This is a genomic window from Achromobacter pulmonis (assembly GCF_002885955.2).
In the GTDB taxonomy this organism is placed as follows: domain Bacteria; phylum Pseudomonadota; class Gammaproteobacteria; order Burkholderiales; family Burkholderiaceae_B; genus Achromobacter; species Achromobacter pulmonis_A.
The window spans coordinates 98,451-121,321 of the sequence record NZ_POQS01000004.1 but is presented as its reverse complement, the minus strand read 5'-3'; the positions used below and the strand labels follow the sequence as shown (position 1 = coordinate 121,321).

The 22,871-nt window shown below is 68.8% G+C and carries 21 protein-coding genes; 10 read left to right on the top strand and 11 right to left on the bottom strand.

Features of this window, described 5'->3' with window-relative positions:
* The first annotated feature begins 99 nt into the window (after nt 1-99).
* Nucleotides 100-1,656 carry an acetolactate synthase large subunit gene (locus C1I89_RS15565; protein WP_102773616.1) on the top strand — a complete coding sequence of 519 codons (1,557 nt, stop codon included), beginning with the start codon at nt 100-102 and terminating at the stop codon, nt 1,654-1,656.
* Here C1I89_RS15565 and C1I89_RS15560 read toward each other — a convergent pair.
* From C1I89_RS15560 to C1I89_RS15525, 8 genes are all read right to left on the bottom strand, one after another.
* A complete protein-coding gene (locus C1I89_RS15560) occupies nt 1,653-2,363 on the bottom strand; it encodes an ABC transporter ATP-binding protein (RefSeq protein ID WP_102773615.1) in 711 nt (236 codons plus the stop codon). The two genes, C1I89_RS15565 and C1I89_RS15560, sit on opposite strands and share 4 nt — an antisense overlap.
* Nucleotides 2,360-3,127 (bottom strand): ABC transporter ATP-binding protein, encoded by a 768-nt coding sequence (locus C1I89_RS15555; protein WP_102773614.1) that lies wholly within the window; start codon nt 3,125-3,127, stop codon nt 2,360-2,362. The genes C1I89_RS15560 and C1I89_RS15555 overlap by 4 nt, the downstream gene beginning before the upstream one ends.
* Nucleotides 3,120-4,175 carry a branched-chain amino acid ABC transporter permease gene (locus tag C1I89_RS15550; protein WP_102773613.1) on the bottom strand — a complete coding sequence of 352 codons (1,056 nt, stop codon included), beginning with the start codon at nt 4,173-4,175 and terminating at the stop codon, nt 3,120-3,122. The genes C1I89_RS15555 and C1I89_RS15550 overlap by 8 nt, the downstream gene beginning before the upstream one ends.
* A gap of 2 nt (nt 4,176-4,177) precedes the next feature.
* A complete protein-coding gene (locus C1I89_RS15545) occupies nt 4,178-5,059 on the bottom strand; it encodes a branched-chain amino acid ABC transporter permease (RefSeq protein WP_102773612.1) in 882 nt (293 codons plus the stop codon).
* 33 nt (nt 5,060-5,092) lie between these two features.
* Entirely contained in the window at nt 5,093-6,253 is a 1,161-nt protein-coding gene (locus C1I89_RS15540; RefSeq protein WP_102773611.1) for an ABC transporter substrate-binding protein, read from the bottom strand.
* A 37-nt stretch (nt 6,254-6,290) separates the two neighbouring features.
* Nucleotides 6,291-7,106, bottom strand: a complete 816-nt coding sequence (locus tag C1I89_RS15535) for an alpha/beta fold hydrolase (RefSeq protein WP_102773610.1) — start codon at nt 7,104-7,106, stop codon at nt 6,291-6,293.
* The gene (locus C1I89_RS15530) at nt 7,103-8,662 is read right to left on the bottom strand and encodes a benzoate-CoA ligase family protein (protein WP_102773609.1); all 1,560 of its coding nucleotides are present in this window, start codon (nt 8,660-8,662) and stop codon (nt 7,103-7,105) included. Before C1I89_RS15530 ends, C1I89_RS15535 begins: the two co-directional genes overlap by 4 nt.
* 69 nt (nt 8,663-8,731) lie before the next feature.
* The gene (locus tag C1I89_RS15525; protein WP_102773608.1) at nt 8,732-9,202 is read right to left on the bottom strand and encodes a 4-hydroxylaminobenzoate lyase; all 471 of its coding nucleotides are present in this window, start codon (nt 9,200-9,202) and stop codon (nt 8,732-8,734) included.
* A gap of 181 nt (nt 9,203-9,383) precedes the next feature.
* Between C1I89_RS15525 and C1I89_RS15520 the strand changes: the two genes are divergently transcribed.
* From C1I89_RS15520 to C1I89_RS15500, 5 genes are all read left to right on the top strand, one after another.
* Nucleotides 9,384-10,292 (top strand): helix-turn-helix transcriptional regulator, encoded by a 909-nt coding sequence (locus tag C1I89_RS15520; protein ID WP_102773607.1) that lies wholly within the window; start codon nt 9,384-9,386, stop codon nt 10,290-10,292.
* A gap of 140 nt (nt 10,293-10,432) precedes the next feature.
* Nucleotides 10,433-12,091 carry a 2,3-epoxybenzoyl-CoA dihydrolase gene (boxC, locus tag C1I89_RS15515; protein WP_102773606.1) on the top strand — a complete coding sequence of 553 codons (1,659 nt, stop codon included), beginning with the start codon at nt 10,433-10,435 and terminating at the stop codon, nt 12,089-12,091.
* A 54-nt stretch (nt 12,092-12,145) separates the two neighbouring features.
* Nucleotides 12,146-13,573: a benzoyl-CoA 2,3-epoxidase subunit BoxB gene (gene boxB / locus C1I89_RS15510; RefSeq protein ID WP_102773605.1), complete on the top strand. Its 1,428-nt coding sequence runs from the start codon at nt 12,146-12,148 to the stop codon at nt 13,571-13,573.
* Between the two features lie 54 nt (nt 13,574-13,627).
* Complete coding sequence (gene boxA, locus C1I89_RS15505; RefSeq protein ID WP_102773604.1) at nt 13,628-14,872, top strand: benzoyl-CoA 2,3-epoxidase subunit BoxA; 1,245 nt, start codon at nt 13,628-13,630, stop codon at nt 14,870-14,872.
* Nucleotides 14,873-14,971: 99 nt separating this feature from the next.
* Complete coding sequence (locus C1I89_RS15500) at nt 14,972-15,415, top strand: MaoC family dehydratase (protein ID WP_102773603.1); 444 nt, start codon at nt 14,972-14,974, stop codon at nt 15,413-15,415.
* On the opposite strand, the gene C1I89_RS15495 is transcribed toward C1I89_RS15500, so the two are convergent.
* The 3 genes from C1I89_RS15495 to C1I89_RS15485 form a co-directional block, all read right to left on the bottom strand.
* A complete protein-coding gene (locus C1I89_RS15495) occupies nt 15,412-16,401 on the bottom strand; it encodes a TRAP transporter substrate-binding protein (protein WP_102773602.1) in 990 nt (329 codons plus the stop codon). The two genes, C1I89_RS15500 and C1I89_RS15495, sit on opposite strands and share 4 nt — an antisense overlap.
* 150 nt (nt 16,402-16,551) lie before the next feature.
* Complete coding sequence (locus C1I89_RS15490; RefSeq protein WP_102773601.1) at nt 16,552-17,745, bottom strand: acyl-CoA dehydrogenase; 1,194 nt, start codon at nt 17,743-17,745, stop codon at nt 16,552-16,554.
* A gap of 134 nt (nt 17,746-17,879) precedes the next feature.
* Nucleotides 17,880-19,562, bottom strand: coding sequence for a thiamine pyrophosphate-binding protein (locus C1I89_RS15485; protein ID WP_102773600.1), 1,683 nt, complete (start codon nt 19,560-19,562; stop codon nt 17,880-17,882).
* Between the two features lie 143 nt (nt 19,563-19,705).
* Here C1I89_RS15485 and C1I89_RS15480 point away from each other — a divergent pair, with 143 nt between their 5' ends.
* The 4 genes from C1I89_RS15480 (at nt 19,706) to C1I89_RS15465 (ending at nt 22,833) form a co-directional block, all read left to right on the top strand.
* Nucleotides 19,706-20,605: a LysR substrate-binding domain-containing protein gene (locus C1I89_RS15480; protein ID WP_102773599.1), complete on the top strand. Its 900-nt coding sequence runs from the start codon at nt 19,706-19,708 to the stop codon at nt 20,603-20,605.
* 19 nt (nt 20,606-20,624) lie between these two features.
* On the top strand, nt 20,625-21,608 hold the full coding sequence (gene xerD / locus C1I89_RS15475) for a site-specific tyrosine recombinase XerD (protein WP_102773598.1): 984 nt from the start codon (nt 20,625-20,627) through the stop codon (nt 21,606-21,608).
* A gap of 34 nt (nt 21,609-21,642) precedes the next feature.
* Nucleotides 21,643-22,134, top strand: a complete 492-nt coding sequence (gene ybaK, locus C1I89_RS15470) for a Cys-tRNA(Pro) deacylase (RefSeq protein WP_102773597.1) — start codon at nt 21,643-21,645, stop codon at nt 22,132-22,134.
* 120 nt (nt 22,135-22,254) lie between these two features.
* Entirely contained in the window at nt 22,255-22,833 is a 579-nt protein-coding gene (locus tag C1I89_RS15465) for a DJ-1/PfpI family protein (RefSeq protein ID WP_102773596.1), read from the top strand.
* Nucleotides 22,834-22,871: the final 38 nt, after the last annotated feature.

Below are 22,871 nucleotides of genomic sequence, written 5' to 3'. Positions count from 1 at the left end.
CCGAGATGGCCCTATCGCGTTCGGGCCAGGCTTCCTATCATGCCAACTATCCGGGCGCGCCGCCGCGCCCGCACCGCCCAGAAATTATCAGGAGACACGATGAACGGCGCTGACAGCCTTTGCGACACCTTGCTTGCGAACGACGTGGACGTTTGCTTCGCCAACCCGGGCACCTCGGAGATGCACTTCGTGGCGGCGCTGGACCGCAAGCCCCGGATGCGCTGCGTGCTGGGCCTGTTCGAGGGCGTGGTGACCGGCGCGGCCGATGGCTACGCGCGCATGGCCGACAAGCCGGCCGCGACCCTGCTGCACCTGGGACCGGGGCTGGGCAACGGCCTGGCCAACCTGCACAACGCCAAGCGCGCGCGCACGCCGATGGTGAACATCGTGGGCGACCACGCCACCTATCACGTCCAGTACGACGCGCCGCTGACTAGCGACGTCGAGGGCGTGGCGCGGCCGATGTCGCACTGGGTCAAGCGCACGCTGACGGCCGGCGCGCTGTCGGCCGACGCGGCCGAGGCCGTGGGCGTGGCGCGCCAGGCGCCGGGCAACGTGGCCACGCTGATCCTGCCGGCCGATACGGCCTGGACCGAGCTGCCGGAAAACACGCCGCCGGTGCTGGCGCCGCGCACGGCGCCGGCGCAGACGTCGGCGCAGGCGGTGCGCGCGGCCGCCGCCGCGATCCGCTCGGGCGAAAACGTGACGCTGATGCTGGGCGGGGCCGCGCTGCGCGAACGCGCGTTGAACGCCGCCGGCCGTATCGCGCGCGCCACCGGCGTGCGCCTGATGTCGGAAACCTCGAACCGCCGCGTCGAGCGCGGCGGCTCGCGCACGCCGGTCGAGCGCCTGCCCTATGTGATCGACCTGGCGGTGTCCAAGCTCAAGGACGTGCGGCATCTGGTGCTGGTCGGCGCGCGGGCGCCGGTGGGCTTTTTCGCCTATCCGGGCAAGCCCAGCCTGCTGGCGCCGGCCGACTGCAACCAGGTGGTGCTGGCTTCGGCCGAACAGGACCTGGCGCACGCGCTGGAATGGCTGGCCGACGAACTCGGCATCGCCGCCGACGCACCGCGCCTGGCGCCGCCGGCCGCGGCCTACGAGGTGCCGCAGTCCGGCCGCCTGACCGGGGCGGCGGTGAACATCCTCATCGCGCATACCTTGCCGGAACAGGCCATCGTCTGCGACGAGTCCATCACGCAGGGCCGCGAATTCCCCATCTACAGCGCCAGCAGCGCGCCGCACGACTGGCTCGTGCTGACCGGCGGGGCCATCGGCATCGGGCTGCCCCTGGCGACCGGCGCGGCCGTGGCCTGCCCGGATCGCAAGGTCGTCACGCTGCAGGCCGACGGCAGCGGCATGTACACGCTGCAGGCCCTGTGGACCCAGGCGCGCGAGAACCTCGATTGCCTGACGGTGATCCTGGCCAACCGCTCCTACGCCACGCTGCATGGCGAAATGAAGAAGGTCGGCGTGGAGGAGCCCGGCCGCAACGCCCGCCGCATGCTGGACCTGCAGGAGCCCCACCTGGACTGGACGCACCTGGCGCGCGGCATGGGCGTGGAGGCGGTGAGCGTGGACACCGTGGAAGGCTTCGCGCGCGCGCTGCAGGAAGGCCTGAAGCGCCGCGGCCCGTTCCTGATCGAAGCGGTGATCTAGACGCCCAGGTGGCGGGTGAGCTGCTCCGGTTCGCGCGCCAGCGCGGCGCTGTCGCCGTCGCGCACGATCAGGCCTTTTTCCATGACCAGGCAGCGGTCGGTGTGCGCCAGCACCGCGCGGTAGTTGCGGTCCACGATCAGCGTGGACATGCCGCTGGCGCGGATCTGGCGGATGATCTTCCAGATCTCGGCCACGATCAGCGGCGCCAGGCCCTCGGTGGCTTCGTCCAGGATCAGCAGTTCGGGATTGGTCATCAGCGCGCGGCCGATGGCCAGCATCTGCTGCTCGCCGCCCGACAACTGCTGCCCGCCGTGTCCGAGGCGCTCCTGCAGCCGCGGAAAAGTGTCCAGCACGCGCGCGTAGTTCCAGTCCTGGCGGCCGCGCCTGCCGGGGCGCGCCGCGACCTGCAGGTTTTCGCGCACGTTGAGGTTGGGGAAGATGCCGCGTCCTTCCGGCACGTAGGCCACGCCCAGCCGGGCGATGGCGTGCGGCTGGGCGCGGGTGCAGTCGCGGCCGTCGACGCGCACGCTGCCCTGCGCGCATCTGACCTGCCCGACCAGGCTGCGTATCAGAGTGGTCTTGCCCATGCCGTTGCGGCCCACCAGCCCGACGGACTCGCCGGGCGCGATATGCATGTCGACCCCGCGCAGCACGTGGCTGGCGCCGTAGTAGACGTGCAGGCCGCCGGCTTCGATCAGCGTGTTCATCGTCCGGCTCCGGCGTCGGCGTCCTCGCCCAGGTAGGCGGTGCGCACTTCGGGATTGGCGCGGATCTCCTGCGGCGTGCCGCTGGCGATGGCGCTGCCGTTGACCATCACGGTAATGGTCTCGGCCACGCGGAAGACCGCGTCCATGTCGTGCTCGACCAGCAGGATGGCGTGGCCGGACTTGAGCGTCTGCAACAGCGCCAGGATGCGGTCGGTTTCCTCCGGCCCCATGCCGGCCAGCGGCTCGTCCAGCAGCAGCACCTGGGGCTCGCCCGCCAGGCACATGGCGATTTCGAGCTGGCGCTTGCGGCCGTGCGGCAGCAGCCCGGCCGCGCGCGGCGCGTCGTCGGCCAGCCCGGTGCAATCGAGCGCGTGGCGCGCCAGTTCGGCGCTGCGGCGGCAGTCGGAGGCCGGCCGCCACCAGCGCCAGAACCGCTGGCGGCGCGCCTGCGCGGCGAGCCGGCAGTTCTCCAGCACGCTCAGCTCCGGGAAGATGGTCGAGCGCTGGTAACTGCGGCCCAGGCCGGCGCGCGCCCGCTCGGGCTGGCGCCAGGCGGTGACGTCGCGCCCGTCCAGCATGACCTGGCCGCTGCTGGGCGCCAGTTCGCCCGACAGGATGTTGATCAGCGTGGACTTGCCGGCGCCGTTGGTGCCGATGACGGCATGGACCTGGCCGCGCCGCAGGCCCAGCGAGACGCCGTTGACCGCGGTGAGACCGCCGAAGCGGCGCGTGACGGCGCTGGCGGCGAGCAGGACTTCAGACATGGGGCTCTCCCTGTATGGGCAGGCGCGCCGGCGGCGCCGGACGGCCGGGCGTGGCGGCTTCCGGTCTGGGAACGGCGCCGGCGGCGCGCGTCTGGCGGCGTCGGCGCAATTGCGCCGGCAGGCCGGCCAGCCCGTCGGGCAGCAGCGCCACCAGCGCGATGATGGCCAGGCCCAGCGGCAGGTGCCAGTGGCTGGCGTAGTCGCCGAAGATCGCCTGGGACTGGAACAGTTCCTGCAGCAGCACCAGCGCCACGGTGCCCAGCACCGCGCCGCCCAGGCTGGCCATGCCGCCCAGGATCACCATCAGCAGCACCAGGCCGGACTGCTCCCAGGCCAGCAGCTCGGGCGTGACGAAGCCGTCCTTGAGCGCGAACAGAAAGCCGGCCAGGCTGGCCAGCGCCGCGCCCACCACATAGGCGGTGAGTTTGTACGGATAGGTCGAATAGCCGGCCGCGCGCATGCGTTGCTCGTTGATGCGGATGCCGGCCAGCGCGGCGCCGAAGGCCGAGCGCCGCAGCAGGGCCAGAAAGCCCCAGACCAGCGCCAGGCAGGCCAGCACGAAGAAGTAGAACGTGCGGGCCTCGCCCAGGTCCAAGGGCATCCAGCCGGCCACCGGCAGTTCGGGCCGGAAGTACAGATAGATGCCGTCGCTGCCGCCGCCCACGTCGGTATCGTGGAACACGTAGTAGGCCATCTGCGAGAACGCCAGCGTGACCATGATGAAGTACACGCCGCGCGTGCGCAGCGCCAGCGCGCCGGTGACCGCGGCATAGCTTGCGGCCGCCAGCACCGCGGCCGGCAGCAGCCACCACAGGCTGGCCGCCTCCGACTCGGGCGACAGCAGCGCCGCGGTGTACGCGCCGATGCCGAAGAAGGCGGCATGCCCCAGGCTGACCAGTCCCGCGCCGCCCACCAGCAGCTGCAAGCTGAGCGCGAAGATGGCGTAGATCATGAGCTTGACCGCCAGGCCGGTGTAGTAGTCGCTGCCGCTCCAGGCGAAGGCCGCCAGCGCCAGCAGGGTCAGGGCGGGTAGGAATCGGTTCAACATATTCAGCCCTGCTTGAACAGCCCTTCGGGCTTGCATAGAAGAATGAACGCCATCAGCAGGTACACCAGCACGCCGGCCGCGGACGGGAACAGCACCTGCCCGAAGGTCTCGACCACCCCGACCAGCATCGCGGCCAGGAAGGCGCCGCGCACCGAGCCGATGCCGCCGATCACCACGACCACGAAGCACACGATCAGCACGCCGTTGCCCATGCCGGGATAGACGGAAGAGACCGGCGCGGCGATGCTGCCGGCCAGCGCCGCCAGCGCCACGCCGGCCGCGAACACCAGCCGGTACAGGCGGTTGACGTCGATGCCCAGCGAGGCGGTCATTTCGCGGTTGCTGGAGCCGGCGCGCAGCATCATGCCCAGCCGGGTGCGCGCGATCACCCAGTACAGCAGCAGCGCCACCGCGATGCCGACCGCCGAGATGAACAGCCGGTACACCGGATACGTCATGACGCCGCCCAGCGGGATGCTGCCCTGCAGCCACGCGGGCAGCGGCACGCCGTGCACGTCGTTGCCCACCAGGATGCTGCGCAGCTCCTCGAAGACCAGGATCAGGCCGTAGGTCATCAGCACCTGCTGCAGGTGGTTGCGCCGGTACAGATAGCTGAAGAAGGCGGCTTCCAGCAGATAGCCCAGCACGGCGGCGGCCACGACGCAGACCGCCAGCGTGGCCAGGAAGCCGCCGCCCAGCCAGCGGTCGACCGCCGGCCCGAGCGCGAACGCCATGTAGGCGCCGATCATGTAGAAGCTGCCGTGGGCCAGATTGATGATGCCCATGATGCCGAAGATCAGCGTCAGGCCGCTGGCCACCAGGAACAGCAGCAAGCCGTACTGGAACGCGTTCAGGCTCTGGATGAGCAGGATGCCGATGTCCATGGGGCCTCCCTGTGGCCGGTGCGCGTTGCGGGATCAGAGCTTGCAGCCGCGGGCCGGGTCGGCCAGCTTGGGCACGGCGACCTCCACGACCTTGTTCTCCATCCCGTCGACGCGGCGCAGGTAGATGTCCTGCACCGGGTTGCCGGCCGCCGACAGCGTGAAGGCGCCGCGCGGGCTGTCCACGGTGGCCCCGCGCATGGCCTTGCGGAAGGCTTCTTTCTTGCCGAAATCGCCGTTCACCGCGGCCAGGCCCGACTGCATCAGCTGGGCCGCGTCGTAGCCCTGTACGGCATAGACGTCGGGCTGCATCTTGTAGGCCTTGGCGTAGTCGGCGCGGAAGGCGTTGTCGCGCGGCGTGTTCAGGCCGTCGGCATAGTGCAGCGTGGTGAGCAGGCCCTGGGCCGACTCGCCCTGGGCCTGCAGCGTGCCGTCGGTGAGAAAGCCCGAACCGTACAGCGGGATGGTCTTGCCCAGGCCCGCGGCATGGTAGTCCTGCACGAACTTCACCGCGCCGCCGCCGGCGAAGAAGGTGAACACCATGTCGGGCTTGAGCGCCGCGATCTCGGTCAGGAGCGGCTGGAACTCGACGTTGGGAAACGGCAGGCTCAGTTCCTTGACCACCTTGCCGCCGGCCTTCTCGAAGCCTTCCTTGAAGCCGCCGATGGCCTCGTCGCCGGCCGCGTATTTCCAGGTGATGGTGACGGCCGTCTTGTGGCCCTTGGCGTAGGCCACCGGCCCCATCGCGTAGGCCGGCTGCCAGTTGGTGAACGAGGTGCGGAAAATGCCCGGACTGCACAGCGGGCCGGTGATGGCGTTGGCCCCGGCGTTGGTGACGATCAGCGTGGTGTCGCTGTCCTTGGCGGCCTTGGCCAGCGCCATCGCCACGCCCGAGTGCACGGTGCCGATCAGCACGTCGACCTTGTCGCGCTTGATCAGGCGGTTGGCGTTCTCGGCGGCCTTGGCCGGATTGGACTCGTCGTCCACCTTGAAATACTCGATCTCGCGTCCGCCCAGCTTGCCCCCTTGTTCGCCGACGTACAGCCTGAAGCCGTTCTCGATGGCGTTGCCAAGCGCGGCGTAGGTGCCGCTGTAGGGCAGCATGAAGCCGACCTTGATCTTGTCGGCCGCCTGGGCGCCGCCGGCTGCGAGCATCAGGGCCGCGGCGAGCGCGGTCCGGGTCAGGGCGTGGTTCATGGTGAGTCTCCGTGCTTTGTTATGGGCCGACGCGGGGTCAGCGGGGTTGTTCCAGTCCGCCGACGAAACCGGCGACGGCCTGGGTGACGCGGGCGGGCTGGTCCTTGTGCGGCGAGTGGCCGCAGTCCGGTATCTCCAGCAGTTCGGTCTGGGGCGCGAGGCGGCGGATGCCGCGGATCTGCGCGAGCGTGCCGTACTCGTCGCCCAGGCCCTGGATGGCCAGCACCGGACAGGCGATGCGCGACAGGTAGGGTTCCAGGTTCCAGGCGCGGAAGGCGGGATCGAGCCAGATGTCGTTCCAGCCCCAGAACGCCGAATCGGCGTGCGCGTGATGGCGGCCCAGCCGGGCCGGCAGGTCCGTCTCCAGATAGGCGCGGCGCGCCTGCGCGATGCTGGCCACCGAGACGTCCTCGACGAAGATGTGCGGGGCGGCCGCCACCACGCCGGCCACGGCGTCCGGGTGCATGGCCGCGTACAGCAGCGCGATCGAGCCGCCGTCGCTATGGCCGTAAAGCACCGGCCGGTCGCGCCGCGCGTCCACGTCCAGCGCGCGCAGCAGGGCGGGCAGCACCTCGCGCGCCTGGTCGTGCATGAATTCCACCGGCCATTTTTCCTGCGCGGGCCGCGGCGTGGAGCGCCCATAGCCCGGACGCGAATACACCAGCCCGCGGCAGCCGCAGGCTTCGCACAGCTGGCGCGGCCAGTCCTTCCACATGGAGACCGACCCCAGGCCTTCGTGCAGGAAGACCAGCAGCGGCGCGTCCGGGCGGGCGGCGGCGATCCACTGGTATTCCAGGCGCAGGTCGCGGCCCAGCGCGTGGATGTCGGCGCAGGCGATTGCGTCGGGATTCATAGCGACGCCTCGGCCAGCTGCCGCAGGCGGAAGCGCTGGATCTTGCCGGTGGCGGTCTTGGGCAGCTCGTCGGTGAAGTCGATGCGGCGCGGGTACTTGAAGGGCGCCAGGTGCTGCTTGACGTAGGTCTGCAGCGCGGCGCCGGTGCTGGCGTCGGGCTGGAAGCCGGGGCGCAGCACCACGTAGGCGCGCGTCTTGACCAGCCCGTCGTGGTCCGGCACGCCGATCACCGCGGCCTCCAGCACGGCCTCGTGCTGCACCAGGATGTTCTCCACCTCCACCGGCGAGACGTACTGGCCGCTGACCTTGATCATGTCGTCGCTGCGCCCGGCATAGGTGTAGTAGCCGTCGGCGTCGCAGGTGTATTTGTCGCCGCTCTTGAGCCAGTCGCCCAGGAAGCACTGGCGCGTCTTGTCGCGGTTGTTCCAGTACATCAGGGCCGCGCTGGGGCCCTTGATGTACAGGTCGCCGATGGCGCCGGCAGGCACCGGCGCGCCGCTGTCGTCGCGCAGCTGTACTTCATAGCCGGGCACCGGTTTGCCGGTGGTGCCGTAGCGCAGCTGCCCGGCCTGGTTGGAAATGAAGATGTGCAGCATTTCCGTCGAGCCGATGCCGTCCAGGATGTCGCAGCCGAAATGGCGCGTGAAGCGTTCGCCGATGTCGCGCGGCAGCGCTTCGCCCGCCGAGGTACAGATGCGCAGCGCGACCTGTTCGCGCGCCGGCAGGTCCGGCGCGGCCAGCATGCTGGCGTAGAGCGTGGGCACGCCGTAGAACACGGTGGGGCGGTGGCGCGTCAGGCGCTGGAACACCGCCTGCGGCGTGGGGCGTTCGCTCATCAGGATGACGGTCGCGCCCACCGACAGCGGGAAGGTCAGGCCATTGCCCAGGCCGTAGGCGAAGAACAGCTTGGCCGCCGAGAACACCACGTCGTCTTCGCGGATGCCGAGCACCGGCTTGGCGTAGAGCTCGGCCGTATGCCACAGGTTGCCGTGGGTGTGGACCACGCCCTTGGGCTTGCCGGTGGAGCCGGACGAATACAGCCAGAACGCGATCTCGTCGGACAGCGTGCGCACGGCCGGCGCCAGCGGCGCGGCCGCCAGCAGCGCCTCGAATTCATGCGCGCCGGCGGGCAAGGGGCCGGCCGGCTGCGACACCACCACGTGCTCCACGTCGGCGCCGGCCTGCTTGATCGCGGCCTGCACGGTGGGCAGCAGCGCGCCGGAGACGAACACCGCGCGCACCCGGCTGTGGCCGATGATGTAGGCGTAGTCGTCCGCGGTCAGCAGGGTGTTGACCGCCACCGGCACCACGCCGGCGTGCAGCGCGCCCAGGAACACCACGGGCCAGTCCGCCGTGTCCTGCATCAGCAGCAGGACGCGTTCCTCGCGGCGCAGGCCCAGGCCGCGCAGGGCGCCGCCCAGGCGCGCCACGCGCTCGGCCAGCTCGCCGTAGCTGAGCTGGCGGTGGTCGTCGATATAGGCGGGCTTGGCGGCGCGCGCAGCGTTCAATGCCGCCAGGTGGCTGGCGAAATTCAGTTCGGCGGGACAGGTGTTCACGGTTGTCTCCTGGTGTCCTGGTGGGCGGATGCCGCGCTCTTGTCTGTTTATTGGTCGGGAAGGGCGGCGCTAGCCGCGCGAGAACTCGATGGCGCCGCCCGGCAGCAGGTACAGCACCAGGGCGCGCCCGCCCGTCACGGTAGGGCTGTGCGCGCTGCCGGGGCCGTAGACCAGCCAGCCGGCGCCGTGGCCGTCGAAGCGGGCGCCTTCGGTCAGCGGCATGATCATGTCGATCTCGCCGTTGGGATGCGCATGGTGGGGACCGGCCAGGTCGTCCATGTCCACCACGTCGACCGAGCAGTCGGCCAGGTCGGGGGCGGGCTTGATCACGCGGCCGTAGCGGATGCCGCCGCCCTCGCGCGAGCACATCCAGCCGTCGGCCACGCCTTGCCGGCAGGCCGCGAAGATGTCCTGGTACAGCGCGCTGTGGGGGCCGGCCTCGCGGTTCAGCCGGGCCTGCAGCCCGGCGTCCAGTTGCTGGCCGGCGGCCAGGCGCGCGACGTCGCGCATCAGGGCATGGAATCGATCTGGCGTGGTCACCGGGGCTCCTCCTTTACACTTATCGGCGCTTTTCGAAGCGGATGAATTCCACTGCTGTTTTTTTGCCTCTGACCGGCAGTTGAATTCACTTGAGTGAAAAATAGTGCTTCCATTGATAATGGTCAAGCACTATAGTGCACAAAACAATGACTATCAGGGTTTTTGCGGAGCCAGCCAGAACATGAATCAAGCGCTAGACGCGGCGCCATCCGAACCCCGGCGCGAGGCTTTTCTCGTGGCGCTGGGAGAGCGGGTGCGCCGACTGCGGGCCATACGCGGGATGACCCGCAAGAGCCTGTCGCAGGTCACGGGCGTGTCCGAGCGCCACCTGGCCAATCTGGAGCACGGGGTGGGCAACGCCTCCATCCTGGTGCTGCTGCAGATCGCGCGGGCCTTCAACTGCGCGCTGGCCGAGCTGGTCGGCGACGTGACCACGGAATCGCCGGACTGGCTGCTGATCCGGGAGCTGCTCAGCGGCCGCACCGAATCCGACCTGCAGCGCGCGCGCGAGGCGCTGACGCAGCTGTTCGGCGTGGGCGCGGGCGCGCAGCGCCCCAATCGCACCCAGCGCGTGGCGCTGATCGGGCTGCGCGGCGCGGGCAAGTCCACGCTGGGCCAGATGCTGGCCGACGACCTGGGCTATCCCTTCGTCGAGCTGAACCGCGAGATCGAGCGCGTGGCCGGCTGCAGCATCCTGGAGATCCACAACCTGTACGGCCCCAACGCCTACCGCCGCTACGAACGGCGCGCGCTGGAAGAGGCGGTGCAGATCTACCCCGAAATGGTGCTGGCCACGCCGGGCGGGCTGGTCTCGGAGCCCGCCACCCTGAACCTGCTGCTGGCGCACTGTTATACGGTGTGGCTGCGCGCCACGCCCGAGGAACACATGGGCCGCGTCATGGCGCAGGGCGACTTCCGGCCCATGTCCGGCAACAACGAGGCCATGGCCGACCTCAAGCGCATCCTGGCCGGGCGCGAGGCCTTCTACGCCAAGGCCGATCTCACCTGGGTCACCAGCAACCTGGACGTGAAGGAGAGCTTCGCGGGGCTGCGCACGCAGGTGCGCAAGGCCTGCGGTCTGCCGTTGTAGGCCCGGGGGCGGGTGGACGCGCCCGGAACCGGAATTTTTTTGCATGTCCCCGCTTGACGGGGATTTTTTTTGCCCTTAATCTGCATAATAATTCATGTTGTGCAGTATTTTTCCTGTCTAGGCGTGCAAGGAGACACACGATGAGCAGCACTCTCAACTGGGTAGATTTCCGGACCGATCCCGGCCAGTACCGTCATTGGCGCCTGAGCTACGACGGCCCGGTTGCCACGCTGGCCATGGACGTGGCCGAAGACGGCGGCCTGCGCCCCGGCTACAAGCTCAAGCTGAATTCCTATGACCTGGGCGTCGACATCGAGCTGCACGACGCGCTGCAGCGCATCCGCTTCGAGCACCCCGAAGTGCGCAGCGTGGTGGTCACCAGCATGAAGGAACGCATCTTCTGTTCGGGCGCCAACATCTTCATGCTGGGCCTGTCCTCGCATGCCTGGAAGGTGAACTTCTGCAAGTTCACCAACGAAACCCGCAACGGCATCGAGGACTCCAGCCGCCACAGCGGCCTGAAGTTCATCGCCGCGCTCAACGGCGCCTGCGCCGGCGGCGGCTACGAGCTGGCGCTGGCCTGCGACGAAATCATGCTGGTCGACGACCGCTCCTCTTCCGTGGCGCTGCCCGAAGTGCCGCTGCTGGGCGTGCTGCCCGGCACCGGTGGACTGACCCGCGTGACCGACAAGCGCAAGGTGCGCCACGACCATGCCGACATTTTCTGCACCCTGGTCGAAGGCGTGCGCGGCCAGCGCGCCAAGGACTGGCGGCTGGTGGACGAGGTGGTCAAGCCCGCCCGTTTCGAGCAGGCCGTGCGCGAACGCGCGCAAGCCCTGGCGCAGGGCAGCGACCGCCCGGCCGATGCGCAGGGCGTCGCGCTGACGCCGCTGCACCGCGAGGAAAGCGCCGATGGCCTGTCCTACCGCTACGTCGACGTGCGCATCGACCGCGACAAGCGCCTGGCCGTCTGGACCGTGCGCGCGCCCGAGGGCGACGCACCCGTGGAAATCGCCGATATCCTGGCGGCCGGCGCGGCCTGGTGGCCGCTGCAGATGGCGCGCGAACTGGACGACGCCATCCTGTCCATGCGCACCAACGAACTGGACATCGGCACCTGGGTCTTCAAGACCGAGGGCGACGCCGACCGCGTCCTGGCCGCCGACGCCGCGCTCGAACGCCATGCGGACCACTGGTTCGTGCGCGAAACCGCCGGCATGCTGCGCCGCACGCTGGCGCGCCTGGACGTGACCTCGCGCAGCCTGTTCGCGCTGATCGAGCCCGGCTCGTGCTTTGCCGGCACGCTGCTGGAGCTGGCACTGGCCGCGGACCGCAGCTACATGCTGGACGACGAGGATGCGGCCGCGCCGGCGCGCATCGTGGTGGGCGCCGGCAATTTCGGCGCCTATCCCATGGTCAGCGGGCAAAGCCGCCTGCAGCGGCGCTTCCACGAGGAAGCCGCCCCGCTGGAGGCGGTGCGCGAGCGCGCGGGCCAGCCGCTGGCGGCCGCCGACGCGCTGGAACTGGGCCTGGTGACCTACGCGCCCGACAGCATCGACTGGGACGACGAAGTGCGGATGATGCTGGAAGAGCGCCGCGCCCTGTCGCCCGACGCGCTGACCGGCCTGGAAGCCAACCTGCGCTTCGGCGCCAAGGAAACCATGGAGACCCGGATCTTCGGCCGCCTGACGGCGTGGCAGAACTGGATCTTCAACCGTCCGAATGCAGCCGGCGAGAAAGGCGCGCTCAAGCTGTACGGCAAGGGCGAGCAGGCCGCCTTCGACTGGAACCGGGTCTGAACGGCCCGGCGACGCCGCGCCGCGCGGCCCCCACTTCAAGAACAGGAGCGAGACATGTCCGGCATCAACTACACCGATAAGATCCCCAACAACGTCAATCTGTCCGGCGACCGTACGCTGCAGCGCGCGCTGGAACACTGGCAGCCCAATTACCTGCAATGGTGGCAGGACATGGGCCCGGACGGCTCGCACGGTTTCGACGTCTACCTGCGCACGGCGGTCAGCGTGCAGCCCGACGGCTGGGCCCATTTCGACCACGTGCGCATGCCGGACTACCGCTGGGGCATCTTCCTGACGCCGCAGGACGGCCAGCGCAAGATCCATTTCGGCGAGAACATGGGGCGCGACGCCTGGCAGGACGTGCCCGGCGAACACCGCGCCAACCTGCGCCGCATCATCGTCACGCAGGGCGACACCGAACCGGCCTCGATCGAGCAGCAGCGCCACCTGGGGCTGACCGCTCCGTCGCAGTACGACCTGCGCAACCTGTTCCAGATCAACGTCGAGGAAGGCCGCCACCTGTGGGCCATGGTCTACCTGCTGCATCGCTACTTCGGCCGCGACGGCCGCGAAGAGGCCGACGCGCTGCTGCAGCGCAGCTCGGGCGACGCCGACAATCCGCGCATCCTGGGCGCGTTCAACGAAAAGACGCCGGACTGGCTGGCGTTCTACATGTTCACCTACTTCACCGACCGCGACGGCAAGTTCCAGCTGTGCGCGCTGGCCGAATCCGGCTTCGACCCGCTGGCGCGCACCACCAAGTTCATGCTGACCGAAGAGGCCCACCATATGTTCGTGGGCGAATCGGGCATCTCGCGCGTCATCCAGCGCACCTGCGAAGTGATGAACCAGTTGAAGACCGACGACCCCGCCAGCGTGCGCGCGGCCGGCGTGATCGACCTGCCCACCATCCAGCGCTACCTGAACTTCCACTACAGCGTCACCATCGACCTGTTCGGCGCGGACCAGTCCTCCAACGCCGCCATCTTCTACAGCTCCGGCCTGAAGGGCCGCTACGAAGAAAGCAAGCGCACCGACGACCACCAGCTCAAGAACGACACCTACCGCGTGCTGACCGTGGACAACGGCAAACTGCAGGAAGTCGAAGTGCCCATGCTCAATGCGCTGAACGAAGTGCTGCGCGACGACTTCATCCGCGATTCCGTGGCCGGCATCGGACGCTGGAACAAGGTCATCGAGAAAAGCGGCATTCCGTTCCGTCTGCAGGTGCCGCACAAGGCCTTCAACCGCCAGATCGGCACGCTGGCCGGCATCCGCATGTCGCCCGAAGGCGAACTGATGTCCGAGGCCCAGTGGCAGGCCCACAGCCACAAGTGGCTGCCCAGCGCCGAGGACCGCGCCTTCGTCGCCTCGCTGATGGGGCGCGTCACCGAGCCGGGCAAGTTCGCCAACTGGATCGCGCCGCCGGTCATGGGCATCAACCGCCAGCCGGTGAATTTCGAGTACGTCCGTTTCAACTAAGACGGGGCGGCGGCCGCGCCGGCGGCCGCCTGCCGGAGCATGGGGAAGACCACGATGAACGCGCCCTTACCTGCAGAAGTCCTGAAGCAGCATCTCATCGATCCCGAGATCTGCATCCGCTGCAATACCTGCGAGGAAACCTGTCCGATCGACGCGATCACGCACGACGCCAACAACTACGTGGTGGACCCGGACATCTGCAACGGCTGCATGGCCTGCGTGCCGCCGTGCCCCACCGGCGCCATCGACAACTGGCACCTGGTGCTGCGGGCCGAGGCCTATTCCGTGCGCGACCAGCTGGGCTGGGAAGAGCTGCCCCAGCAGCAGGCGCTGGAGGCGGCCGGGGCGGCCGCCGGCCAGGCCGACGCGGCGGGTGCGGCCGAACCCGCCGCGGACGCGCCGCAGCCGGCCTATGTCACGCCGGGCGCGGCGGTGCCGCCGTGGTCCGCGGCCCATCCGTACGTCAACCTGTACACGCACAAGACCCCGATGACGGCCACCGTGGTCGGCAATTACCGGGTCACCGGCGCCGACACCGACAGCGACATCCACCATATCGTGCTGGATTTCGGCGAGCTGCCGTTCCCGGTGCTGGAAGGGCAGTCCATCGGCATCCTGCCGCCGGGCCTGGACGCCCAGGGCCGGCCGCACCACGCGCGCCAATACTCGCTGGCCAGCCCGCGCGACGGCGAGCGGGCCGGCTACAACAACCTCTCGCTGACGGTCAAGCGCGTCACCGAGGACCATGCCGGCGCGCCCGCCCACGGCGTCTGCTCCAACTACCTGTGCGACCTGGTCAAGAACGACAAGGTGCAGGTGATAGGGCCGTTCGGCAACACCTTCCTGATGCCCAACCACCCGCGCGCCAATCTCATCATGATCTGCACCGGCACCGGTTCGGCCCCCATGCGCGCCATGACCGAACGCTGCCGCCGGCGCATCGACTCCGGCGAGAACGGCAGGCTCATGCTGTTCTTCGGCGCGCGCACCGAGCGCGAACTGCCGTACTTCGGCCCCTTGATGAAACTGCCCTCCGACTTCATCGACATCAACCTGGCCCTGTCGCGCGAGGCCGGCCAGCCCAAGCGCTACGTGCAGGACCTGATCCGCGAGCGCGCCGACAAGGTGCTGGAGCTGCTGGCCGACCGCAACACCTGCATCTACGTCTGCGGCCTGAAAGGCATGGAAGTCGGCGTGCTGGACGCATTGCGCGACGTGACAGTGCAAGCGGGCCAGGATTGGTCTATCCTGCATGATGCGTTGCGCCGCGAGGGGCGGCTGCATTTCGAGACCTATTGAACGGCCGCGGCCCTGTGCATGGCCGCCCGCGGGTCGACATGCAAACAGGCAACGGCGCGCGCTGGCGCGCCGTTGGCTTTTTCGGGGGATAAACAGAACATGAAATTCGCCGATTTCAAAGACGGCATGCTCATCAAGGCCGGTCCGGTCACCGTGACGGAAGCGGAGATCCTGGAGTTCGCGCGCAAATACGATCCGCAATGGTTCCACACCGATCCCCAGCGCGCCTCGGCAGGGCGCTGGGGCGGCCTGATCGCGAGCGGCTGGCACACCTGCGCGCTGACCATGCGCATGGCCGTGGACGCGGCGCTGCACGACTCCGAATCGTTCGGTTCGCCGGGCCTGGGCGAAGTGCGCTGGCGCACCCCCGTGCGCCCCGGCGACACGCTGCGCCTGGAAGCGCGGGTGCAGGGCGCGCGCACCTCCTCGTCGCGCCCCGACCTGGGCATCATCACCTGGGCCTGGACGGTCTACAACCAGCACGACGAAGCCGTGCTGGAGCTGGATGCGACCAGCTTGTTCGATCTGTCGGGCGAGGATTAACGCTTCTTCCCGCCCTGCTTCAAAATCGCCGCGCCCTCCGGCCCGGCCTCGGCCTGCCACGTCTTCACCGAATCCGCCGCCGCGTCCTTCAAGGCCTTGCGCACCGGCAGCGGCACCGCGGTATTGATGGTCACGCCGTTCTTGCGCATGTTGGCGTAGTTCTGCTGCAGGCGGCCCTCCATCCGCTTCCATTGCTCGGTCTCGGTCTGCGCCGCCGCCTGGTCGATGGCGCGGCGCCCGCGCGCGTCCAGCTCCTGGTAGGCCCGCAGGTTCATCGTCGCGATGGAGATCGGCATGGCGTAGTTGATCTCGGCGAAATGCGGCAGGTATTGCCACAGCTTGCGGCCCGCGCCGCCGTCGCCGGACGACAGCACCGCGTTGATCTCGCCCGAGGCGATCCGCGGCATGGCGTCGGAGAACGAGATGTTCTGCGCCTGGGCGCCGGCCTTCTGCATCACGTTCTGCGACGTCGCGTCGTAGGTGCGGATGCTCAGCTTCTTCAGCGTCGCGACGCTGTCTATCTTCTGCTTGGACCAGATGCCCGAGGCCGGCCACGGCGTGGTGTAGAGCAGCTTCTGGCCATGCGCGGCCAGCAGCTTTTCATAGGCCGGACGGGCCGCCTTGTTCAGGTTGCGGGCCTTGGACAGCGAATCCGCCAGGAAGGGCAGGGACGAGACCCCGAACAGGGGATATTTGGTGGCCAGGGCGCCGGCGAACGCATCGCCGGCGTCGACTCTGCGGGCCTGCACCGCCTCGATCATTTCGGCCGATTTGATCTCCCTGGCCGCGTCGTAACTGACGTCTATGAGCACCTTGCCGGCGCTCTTGGCGCGCACCAGGTCGGCGAAGGTCGCCAGGCCCTGGCCGGGCATGGACGTGGCCGGATATTCGGTGGTCATCGTCAAGGTGGTGACGGCGTAGGCGCCATGGGCCATGAAAGCCATGGCGAAGCCCGCCGTCAGGCGGAGAAAGGAATAGCCTTGCATGCACGACTCCTGGCCGGTTGGGATCTGGCCGATCCCACAAAGCGTAAGGCTTGCGCAAGGGCGCGGCTATCCGGGCTTTCCTCTCCTCCAAAAAAAGGAAAAGGCCGTCCCGAAGGACGGCCTCTGCTCACCGCGAGACGCGGCCGGCGATCAATAGAACGCCTGGATGCCGGTCTGCGCGCGGCCCAGGATCAGGGCGTGCACGTCGTGGGTGCCTTCGTAGGTGTTGACCACTTCGAGGTTCACCAGGTGGCGGGCCACGCCGAATTCATCGGAGATGCCGTTGCCGCCGAGCATGTCGCGCGCCAGGCGGGCGATGTCCAGGGCCTTGCCGCAGGAATTGCGCTTCATGATCGAGGTGATTTCCACCGCGGCGGTGCCTTCGTCCTTCATGCGGCCCAGGCGCAGGCAGCCTTGCAGCGCCAGCGTGATTTCGGTCTGCATGTCGGCCAGCTTCTTCTGGATCAGCTGGTTGGCGGCCAGCGGGCGGCCGAACTGCTTGCGGTCCAGGGTGTACTGGCGGGCGGTGTGCCAGCAGGCTTCGGCGGCGCCCACGGCGCCCCAGGCGATGCCGTAGCGGGCCGAGTTCAGGCAGGTGAACGGGCCCTTCAGGCCGGACACGCCGGGCATCATCTGGTCGGCGGAAACTTCCACTTCGTCCATGACGATTTCGCCGGTGATCGAGGCGCGCAGGCCGACCTTGCCGTGGATGGCCGGGGCCGACAGGCCCTTCATGCCCTTTTCCAGGATGAAGCCGCGGATCTTGCCGTCGAAGTCGCCGCCCACGCACTTGGCCCACACCACGAAGACGTCGGCGATGGGCGAGTTGGTGATCCACATCTTGTTGCCGGTGAGCTTATAGCCGTCGGCCGTCTTGACGGCGCGGGTTTCCATGCCGCCGGGGTCGGAGCCGTGGTTGGGCTCGGTCAGGCCGAAGCAGCCGATCCATTCGCCGCGGGCCAGCTTGGGCAGGTACTTCTGCTTTTGCGCTTCGCTGCCGAATTCATTGATCGGCACCATCACCAGCGACGACTGCACGCTCATCATGGAGCGGTAGCCGGAGTCGATGCGCTCGACTTCGCGGGCGATCAGGCCGTAGCTGACGTAGTTCAGGCCGGCGCCGCCGTATTCGGTGGGGATGGTGGCGCCCAGGAGGCCCAGTTCGCCCATTTCGGAGAAGATGGCCGGGTCGGTCTGTTCGTTGCGGAATGCGTTGAGCACGCGCGGAGCGAGCTTGTCCTGCGCATAGGCCTGGGCGGCGTCGCGCACCATGCGTTCTTCTTCGGTCAGTTGCTGGTCCAGCAACAGGGGGTCTTGCCAGTGAAACGAGGGATTCGAGGACATGCTGGGTCTCCGCTATGGATTTCCGTGTTCGGAATGCTAAAAAGTTTAAACCTAAAATAATTGGGACGGCAAGCCGCCGGTGGCGCGGCGCGCTTTACGCGCGCCGCTGGCGCCAGTCGGGCCTTGCCGCCGTGTCAGTGCCGGGCCTTGAGGGCCGCCTCGCGGATCTTCTCCAGCGTGGTGCCCGGCGTGATGGTTTCCGGATCGATGAAGCAGTGCAGGATGGCCGGCTTGCCGCTGGCCAGGGCGCGCTCGAAGGCGGGCCCGAACTGCTCCGTGGTCTCGACCCGTTCGCCGTGGCCGCCGAAGGCGCGCGCGTATTCGGCGAAGTCCGGGTTTTTGAGCGCGGTGGCCGAGATGCGGCCGGGGTAGTGCTTTTCCTGGTGCATGCGGATGGTGCCGTACATGCCGTTGTCCACCAGCACCACCACGATGGGCAGGTCGTACTGCACGGCGGTGGCGAATTCCTGGCCGTGCATCAGGAAGCAGCCGTCGCCGGCGAAGCACACCACCATCTTGTCGGGCCAGATGCGCTTGGCGCCCACGGCCGCCGGCAGGCCGTAGCCCATCGAGCCCGAGGTCGGCGCCAGCTGCGTGCCGTAGCGCGTAAAGCGGTGGAAGCGGTGCAGCCAGGTGGCGTAGTTGCCGGCGCCGTTGGTCATGATGGCGTCGGCCGGCAGGGTCTTTTCCAGGTAGGCCATGACCTGGCCCATCTGCAGCGCGCCGGGCGTGGCGATGGCCGACGGGTCGCTCCATTTCAGGTACGACTCGCGCATGGCCTGCGTGCCTTCGGCCCAGGCCGGCGCGGCGGGCGCCTTCAGGCCGGCCAGCGCCTGTGCGAAAGCGGCCGGCGAGGTATTGATGGCCAGCGTGGGGCGGTAGACGCGCGCCAGCTCGGCGGAATCGGGATGCACGTGCACCAGCTTCTGGCGGGGCACCGGGATGTCCAGCAGCGTATAGGCCTGGCTGGGGTTTTCCGACATGCGCCCGCCCACCAGCAGCACCAGGTCGGCGTCGGCCATGCGCTTGAGCAGCGCCGGGTTGATGCCCAGGCCCACGTCGCCGATGAAGCAGGGGTGATCGGCCGGGAACAGCATCTGGCGGCGGAACGACACGGCCGTGGGCAGCGCGTGGCGCTGCGCGAAATCGGCGAACTGCTGCACCGCGCGCGCGTCCCAGCGCGTGCCGCCCAGGATGGCGACCGGGTTCCTGGCCTCGGCCAGCAGCTTTTCCAGGTCGGCCAGCTGGCCGGCGGTGGGCGCGGAATCGATGATCTCGTAGCGCGGCGCGTCGGCGACCGTGGCGGCTTCGACCAGCATGTCTTCGGGCAGGGCGATCACCACCGGGCCCGGGCGGCCCGAGGTCGCCACGTGGAAGGCGCGGGAAACCAGCTCGGGGATGCGTTCGACCTGATCGATCTCGGTGACCCACTTGGCCTGCGTGCCGAACACGGCGCGGTAGTCCATTTCCTGGAAGGCTTCGCGCTCGCGCATGCCGCGCTCGATCTGGCCCACGAAGAGGATCAGCGGCGTGGAATCCTGCTTGGCGATGTGCACGCCGGCCAGCGCGTTGGAGGCGCCGGGGCCGCGCGTCACCATGCAGATGCCGGGCTCGCCGGTCAGCTTGCCGTGCGCGTCGGCCATCATGGCCGCGCCGCCTTCCTGGCGGCACACGGTGACCGAGATGTCCGCGTCGTGCAGGCCATCGAGCACCGCAAGATAGCTTTCGCCAGGGACGCAGAAAACGTGCTTGACGCCCTGTGCAACCAGCTGGTCGACCAGGATGTGTCCGCCGAGGCGGGATTTTTGCTGGGACATAGGGGTGGGGGTCATGAAAAGCCTAGGTTGGGACATCCGAGCATAATGTTCCTTGATCGCACAATGCAATTGATAAAATTGCACAATCTATTGACTCACGGGCACGACATCCCGATGTTGCGCCGCGGCATGCTTCCGGTCCCATGAGAAACGGCATTCCCAACCTGAGCGCCCTGCAGGCGTTCGAAGCCTCGGCCCGCCTGGGCAGCTTTTCGCGCGCGGCCGAGGAACTGTCCCTGACGCACAGCGCCGTCTACCGGCAGGTGGCCAGCCTGGAGGCGCGCCTGGGGGTGCAGCTCTTTACCCGGGTGCGCCGGCGCATCGTGCTGACCGATCACGGCGCGGAATACGCGGGCCGCATCCGCCACCACCTGGACCAGATCGAAAAAGACACCTTCGGCCTGGTCAGCCGCACCGGCATGGGCCGCAGCATCCACATCGCCGTGGTGCCCACCCTGGCGACCACCTGGCTGATTCCGCGGCTGGCCGATTTCCAGCGCGCGCATGGCGACATCACCGTCAGCCTGTCGGTGCGCACGCTGCCTTTCCAGTTCAAGGACCAGCCCTTCGACGGCGCGCTCTACCACGGCGACGGCCTGTGGCCGGGCACCCAGGGCGTGCTGCTGTTTCCCGAGCGCGAGCTGATTCCGGTATGCGCGCCCGAACTGGCCGCGCGCGCGGCCGAAGCCGGGGCCAGCGCGCTGGCCGGCATGACCCACCTGCACCTGGCGTCGCGTCCGGAGGCGTGGCGCCAGTGGTATGGCGCCAATGGTTATCTCTATGGCCCGCAGGCCGCCGGCGGCCCCCGCTACGAACTGTTCACCATGGTGATGGCGGCGGTGCAGGCCGGCCTGGGCGTGGGCCTGATGCCGCGCTTCCTGGCCCAGCCGGCGCTGGACCGGGGCGCGCTGGCGATGCCGGTGGCGCAGGCGCTGGCGGTCAGCCAGGGCTATTACTTCGGCTATCCGCAGCGCAGCGAGCGGTCCGAGGCGCTCAGGCTCTTCGAAAACTGGCTGAAGTCCGCCGCCGCCGACCAGCGCTGAGCCGTAGAATCCTTCCATCATGCCCGACACCCGACCGCCGCTGGCCTCGCAGGCCGACATCGACGCTTTCATCGACGCCGTCTGGCTCGAGGACGGCCTGTCGGCCAACACCCTGGCCGCCTACCGGCGCGACCTGACGGGCTTCGCCCGCTGGCTCGAAGACCCCGAGGCCTATGCCCGCGAAATGGCCGACCGCCACGGCCAGGCCGAGCAGATCCAGGCGCCGCCGGCGGGGCCGGCCAAGCCGCTGCGCGACGCGGACAAGGCCGACATCGAGGCCTGGTTCGCCTTCCGCCACGAGGAAACCCGGGCCACCACCGCCAACCGCAGGCTGGCGGCGCTGCGCCGCTTCTATGCCTGGGCGCTGCGCGAACACCGCTGCCAGCGCGATCCCTGCCTGACCCTGGTGGCGGCCAAGCAGCCCCCGCGCATGCCCAAGACGCTGTCCGAGCAGCAGGTGGACGCCTTGCTGCGCGCGCCCGACCTGCAACAGGCCCGCGGCCTGCGCGACCGCGCCATGCTGGAAACCCTGTACGCCACCGGCCTGCGCGTGTCCGAACTGGTGGGCGTGCGCACCCTGGACGTGAGCCTCAACGAGGGCGTGGTGCGCGTGGTGCTGGGCAAGGGCGGCAAGGACCGCCTGGTGCCGCTGGGCGCCGAAGCCGCGCACTGGATCGACCGCTACCTCAAGAGCGGGCGGCCGGAACTGGCGGCCGGCCGCGTGAACGATGCGCTTTTCATCACCGGCCGCGCCGAGCCGATGTCGCGCCAGGCGTTCTGGCAGCTGGTCAAGAAGTACGCCCTGCTGGCCGACATCCGCGCGCCGCTGTCGCCGCACGTGCTGCGCCACGCCTTCGCCACGCACCTGCTGAACCACGGCGCGGACCTGCGCGTGGTGCAGATGCTGCTGGGCCATGCCGACATCTCCACCACGCAGATCTATACCCACGTCGCCCGCGAGCGCCTGAAGGCGCTGCACGCGGCCCACCATCCCCGCGGCTAGTCCGCGCCTTCCGATACCGCTGTTGCGCCCCTCCATGAGCAAAGCCCGCCACGTTTCCGAAACCCCCGCCACCCAGCTCCTCAAGCAACACAAAGTGGCCTACACCGAGCACACCTACGATTACGTGGACCACGGCGGCGCCGGCGAGGCCGCGCGCCAGCTGGGCCTGGACCCGCATGCGGTGGTCAAGACCCTGATCATGGAAGACGAGTCCGCCAGGCCGCTGGTCATCGTCATGCACGGCGACCGCGAAGTCTCCACCAAGAACCTGGCGCGGCAGGCGGGCCTGAAGAAAGTCGAGCCCTGCAAGCCCGAGGTCGCGCAGCGCCATTCCGGCTACCAGGTCGGCGGCACCTCGCCGTTCGGCACGCGCAAGAAGATGCCGGTCTGGGTCGAGGCGCAGGTGCTGGAGTATCCGGTGGTCTACATCAACGGCGGACGGCGCGGCTACCTGATAGGCATCGATCCCAAGGTGCTGGTCAGCCTGCTGGGCGCCCGCGCGGTGTCGGTCGCGCTGGAGCAGTAGGGCGGGTCGCGCGCGGCAGCCCGTGGTATTCCTTTACCACCAGCCGGGCCAGCCGCGGGGCCACAATAGGGCTTCAAACCGGAACCCGGACCACCGGGCGCCCAAACCCAGGAGACCCTCATGAGCAAGCGACTGTTGATGCTGGTCGGCGACTACGCCGAGGACTACGAAACCATGGTGCCGTTCCAGACCCTGCTGGCGGTGGGGCACACGGTGCATGCGGTATGCCCGGACAAGAAGGCCGGCGACACCGTCGCCACGGCCATCCACGATTTCGAGGGCGACCAGACCTATAGCGAAAAGCGCGGTCACAATTTCACGCTCAATTTCGATTTCGACCGGGTCGAGGCCGCGTCGTACGACGGCCTGGTCATCCCGGGCGGGCGCGCGCCGGAATACCTGCGGCTGAACGAAAAAGTGCTGGAGATCGTGCGCGTCTTCGACCAGGCCGGCAAGCCCATCGCCGCCGTGTGCCACGGCGCGCAGCTGCTGGCCGCCGCCGGCATCCTGAAGGGACGCACCTGCTCGGCCTACCCGGCCTGCGCGCCGGAAGTGCGCCTGGCCGGGGGCACCTATGCCGAAATCGGGATCGACCAGGCCTATACCGACGGCAACCTGGTGACCGCGCCCGCCTGGCCCGCGCATCCGGCCTGGCTGTCCCAGTTCCTGGCGCTGCTGGGCACCAAGATCGTTCCCTGACGCGCATGAAAAAGGCGCCCGCTTCGGGGCGCCTTGGC

What these genes read in the sequence shown, in the direction of transcription:
- C1I89_RS15565 (WP_102773616.1), top strand. Translation starts at nt 100, where the DNA reads ATGAACGGCGCTGACAGCCTTTGCGACACCTTGCTTGCGAACGACGTG.
- boxB (WP_102773605.1), top strand. Translation starts at nt 12,146, where the DNA reads ATGTCCGGCATCAACTACACCGATAAGATCCCCAACAACGTCAATCTG.
- C1I89_RS15485 (WP_102773600.1), bottom strand. Translation starts at nt 19,562, where the DNA reads ATGTCCCAGCAAAAATCCCGCCTCGGCGGACACATCCTGGTCGACCAG.
- C1I89_RS15495 (WP_102773602.1), bottom strand. Translation starts at nt 16,401, where the DNA reads ATGCAAGGCTATTCCTTTCTCCGCCTGACGGCGGGCTTCGCCATGGCT.
- C1I89_RS15520 (WP_102773607.1), top strand. Translation starts at nt 9,384, where the DNA reads ATGAATCAAGCGCTAGACGCGGCGCCATCCGAACCCCGGCGCGAGGCT.
- boxC (WP_102773606.1), top strand. Translation starts at nt 10,433, where the DNA reads ATGAGCAGCACTCTCAACTGGGTAGATTTCCGGACCGATCCCGGCCAG.
- C1I89_RS15480 (WP_102773599.1), top strand. Translation starts at nt 19,706, where the DNA reads ATGAGAAACGGCATTCCCAACCTGAGCGCCCTGCAGGCGTTCGAAGCC.
- boxA (WP_102773604.1), top strand. Translation starts at nt 13,628, where the DNA reads ATGAACGCGCCCTTACCTGCAGAAGTCCTGAAGCAGCATCTCATCGAT.
- C1I89_RS15550 (WP_102773613.1), bottom strand. Translation starts at nt 4,175, where the DNA reads ATGTTGAACCGATTCCTACCCGCCCTGACCCTGCTGGCGCTGGCGGCC.
- C1I89_RS15535 (WP_102773610.1), bottom strand. Translation starts at nt 7,106, where the DNA reads ATGAATCCCGACGCAATCGCCTGCGCCGACATCCACGCGCTGGGCCGC.
- C1I89_RS15465 (WP_102773596.1), top strand. Translation starts at nt 22,255, where the DNA reads ATGAGCAAGCGACTGTTGATGCTGGTCGGCGACTACGCCGAGGACTAC.
- C1I89_RS15500 (WP_102773603.1), top strand. Translation starts at nt 14,972, where the DNA reads ATGAAATTCGCCGATTTCAAAGACGGCATGCTCATCAAGGCCGGTCCG.
- C1I89_RS15540 (WP_102773611.1), bottom strand. Translation starts at nt 6,253, where the DNA reads ATGAACCACGCCCTGACCCGGACCGCGCTCGCCGCGGCCCTGATGCTC.
- C1I89_RS15545 (WP_102773612.1), bottom strand. Translation starts at nt 5,059, where the DNA reads ATGGACATCGGCATCCTGCTCATCCAGAGCCTGAACGCGTTCCAGTAC.
- C1I89_RS15555 (WP_102773614.1), bottom strand. Translation starts at nt 3,127, where the DNA reads ATGTCTGAAGTCCTGCTCGCCGCCAGCGCCGTCACGCGCCGCTTCGGC.
- C1I89_RS15490 (WP_102773601.1), bottom strand. Translation starts at nt 17,745, where the DNA reads ATGTCCTCGAATCCCTCGTTTCACTGGCAAGACCCCCTGTTGCTGGAC.
- C1I89_RS15560 (WP_102773615.1), bottom strand. Translation starts at nt 2,363, where the DNA reads ATGAACACGCTGATCGAAGCCGGCGGCCTGCACGTCTACTACGGCGCC.
- xerD (WP_102773598.1), top strand. Translation starts at nt 20,625, where the DNA reads ATGCCCGACACCCGACCGCCGCTGGCCTCGCAGGCCGACATCGACGCT.
- ybaK (WP_102773597.1), top strand. Translation starts at nt 21,643, where the DNA reads ATGAGCAAAGCCCGCCACGTTTCCGAAACCCCCGCCACCCAGCTCCTC.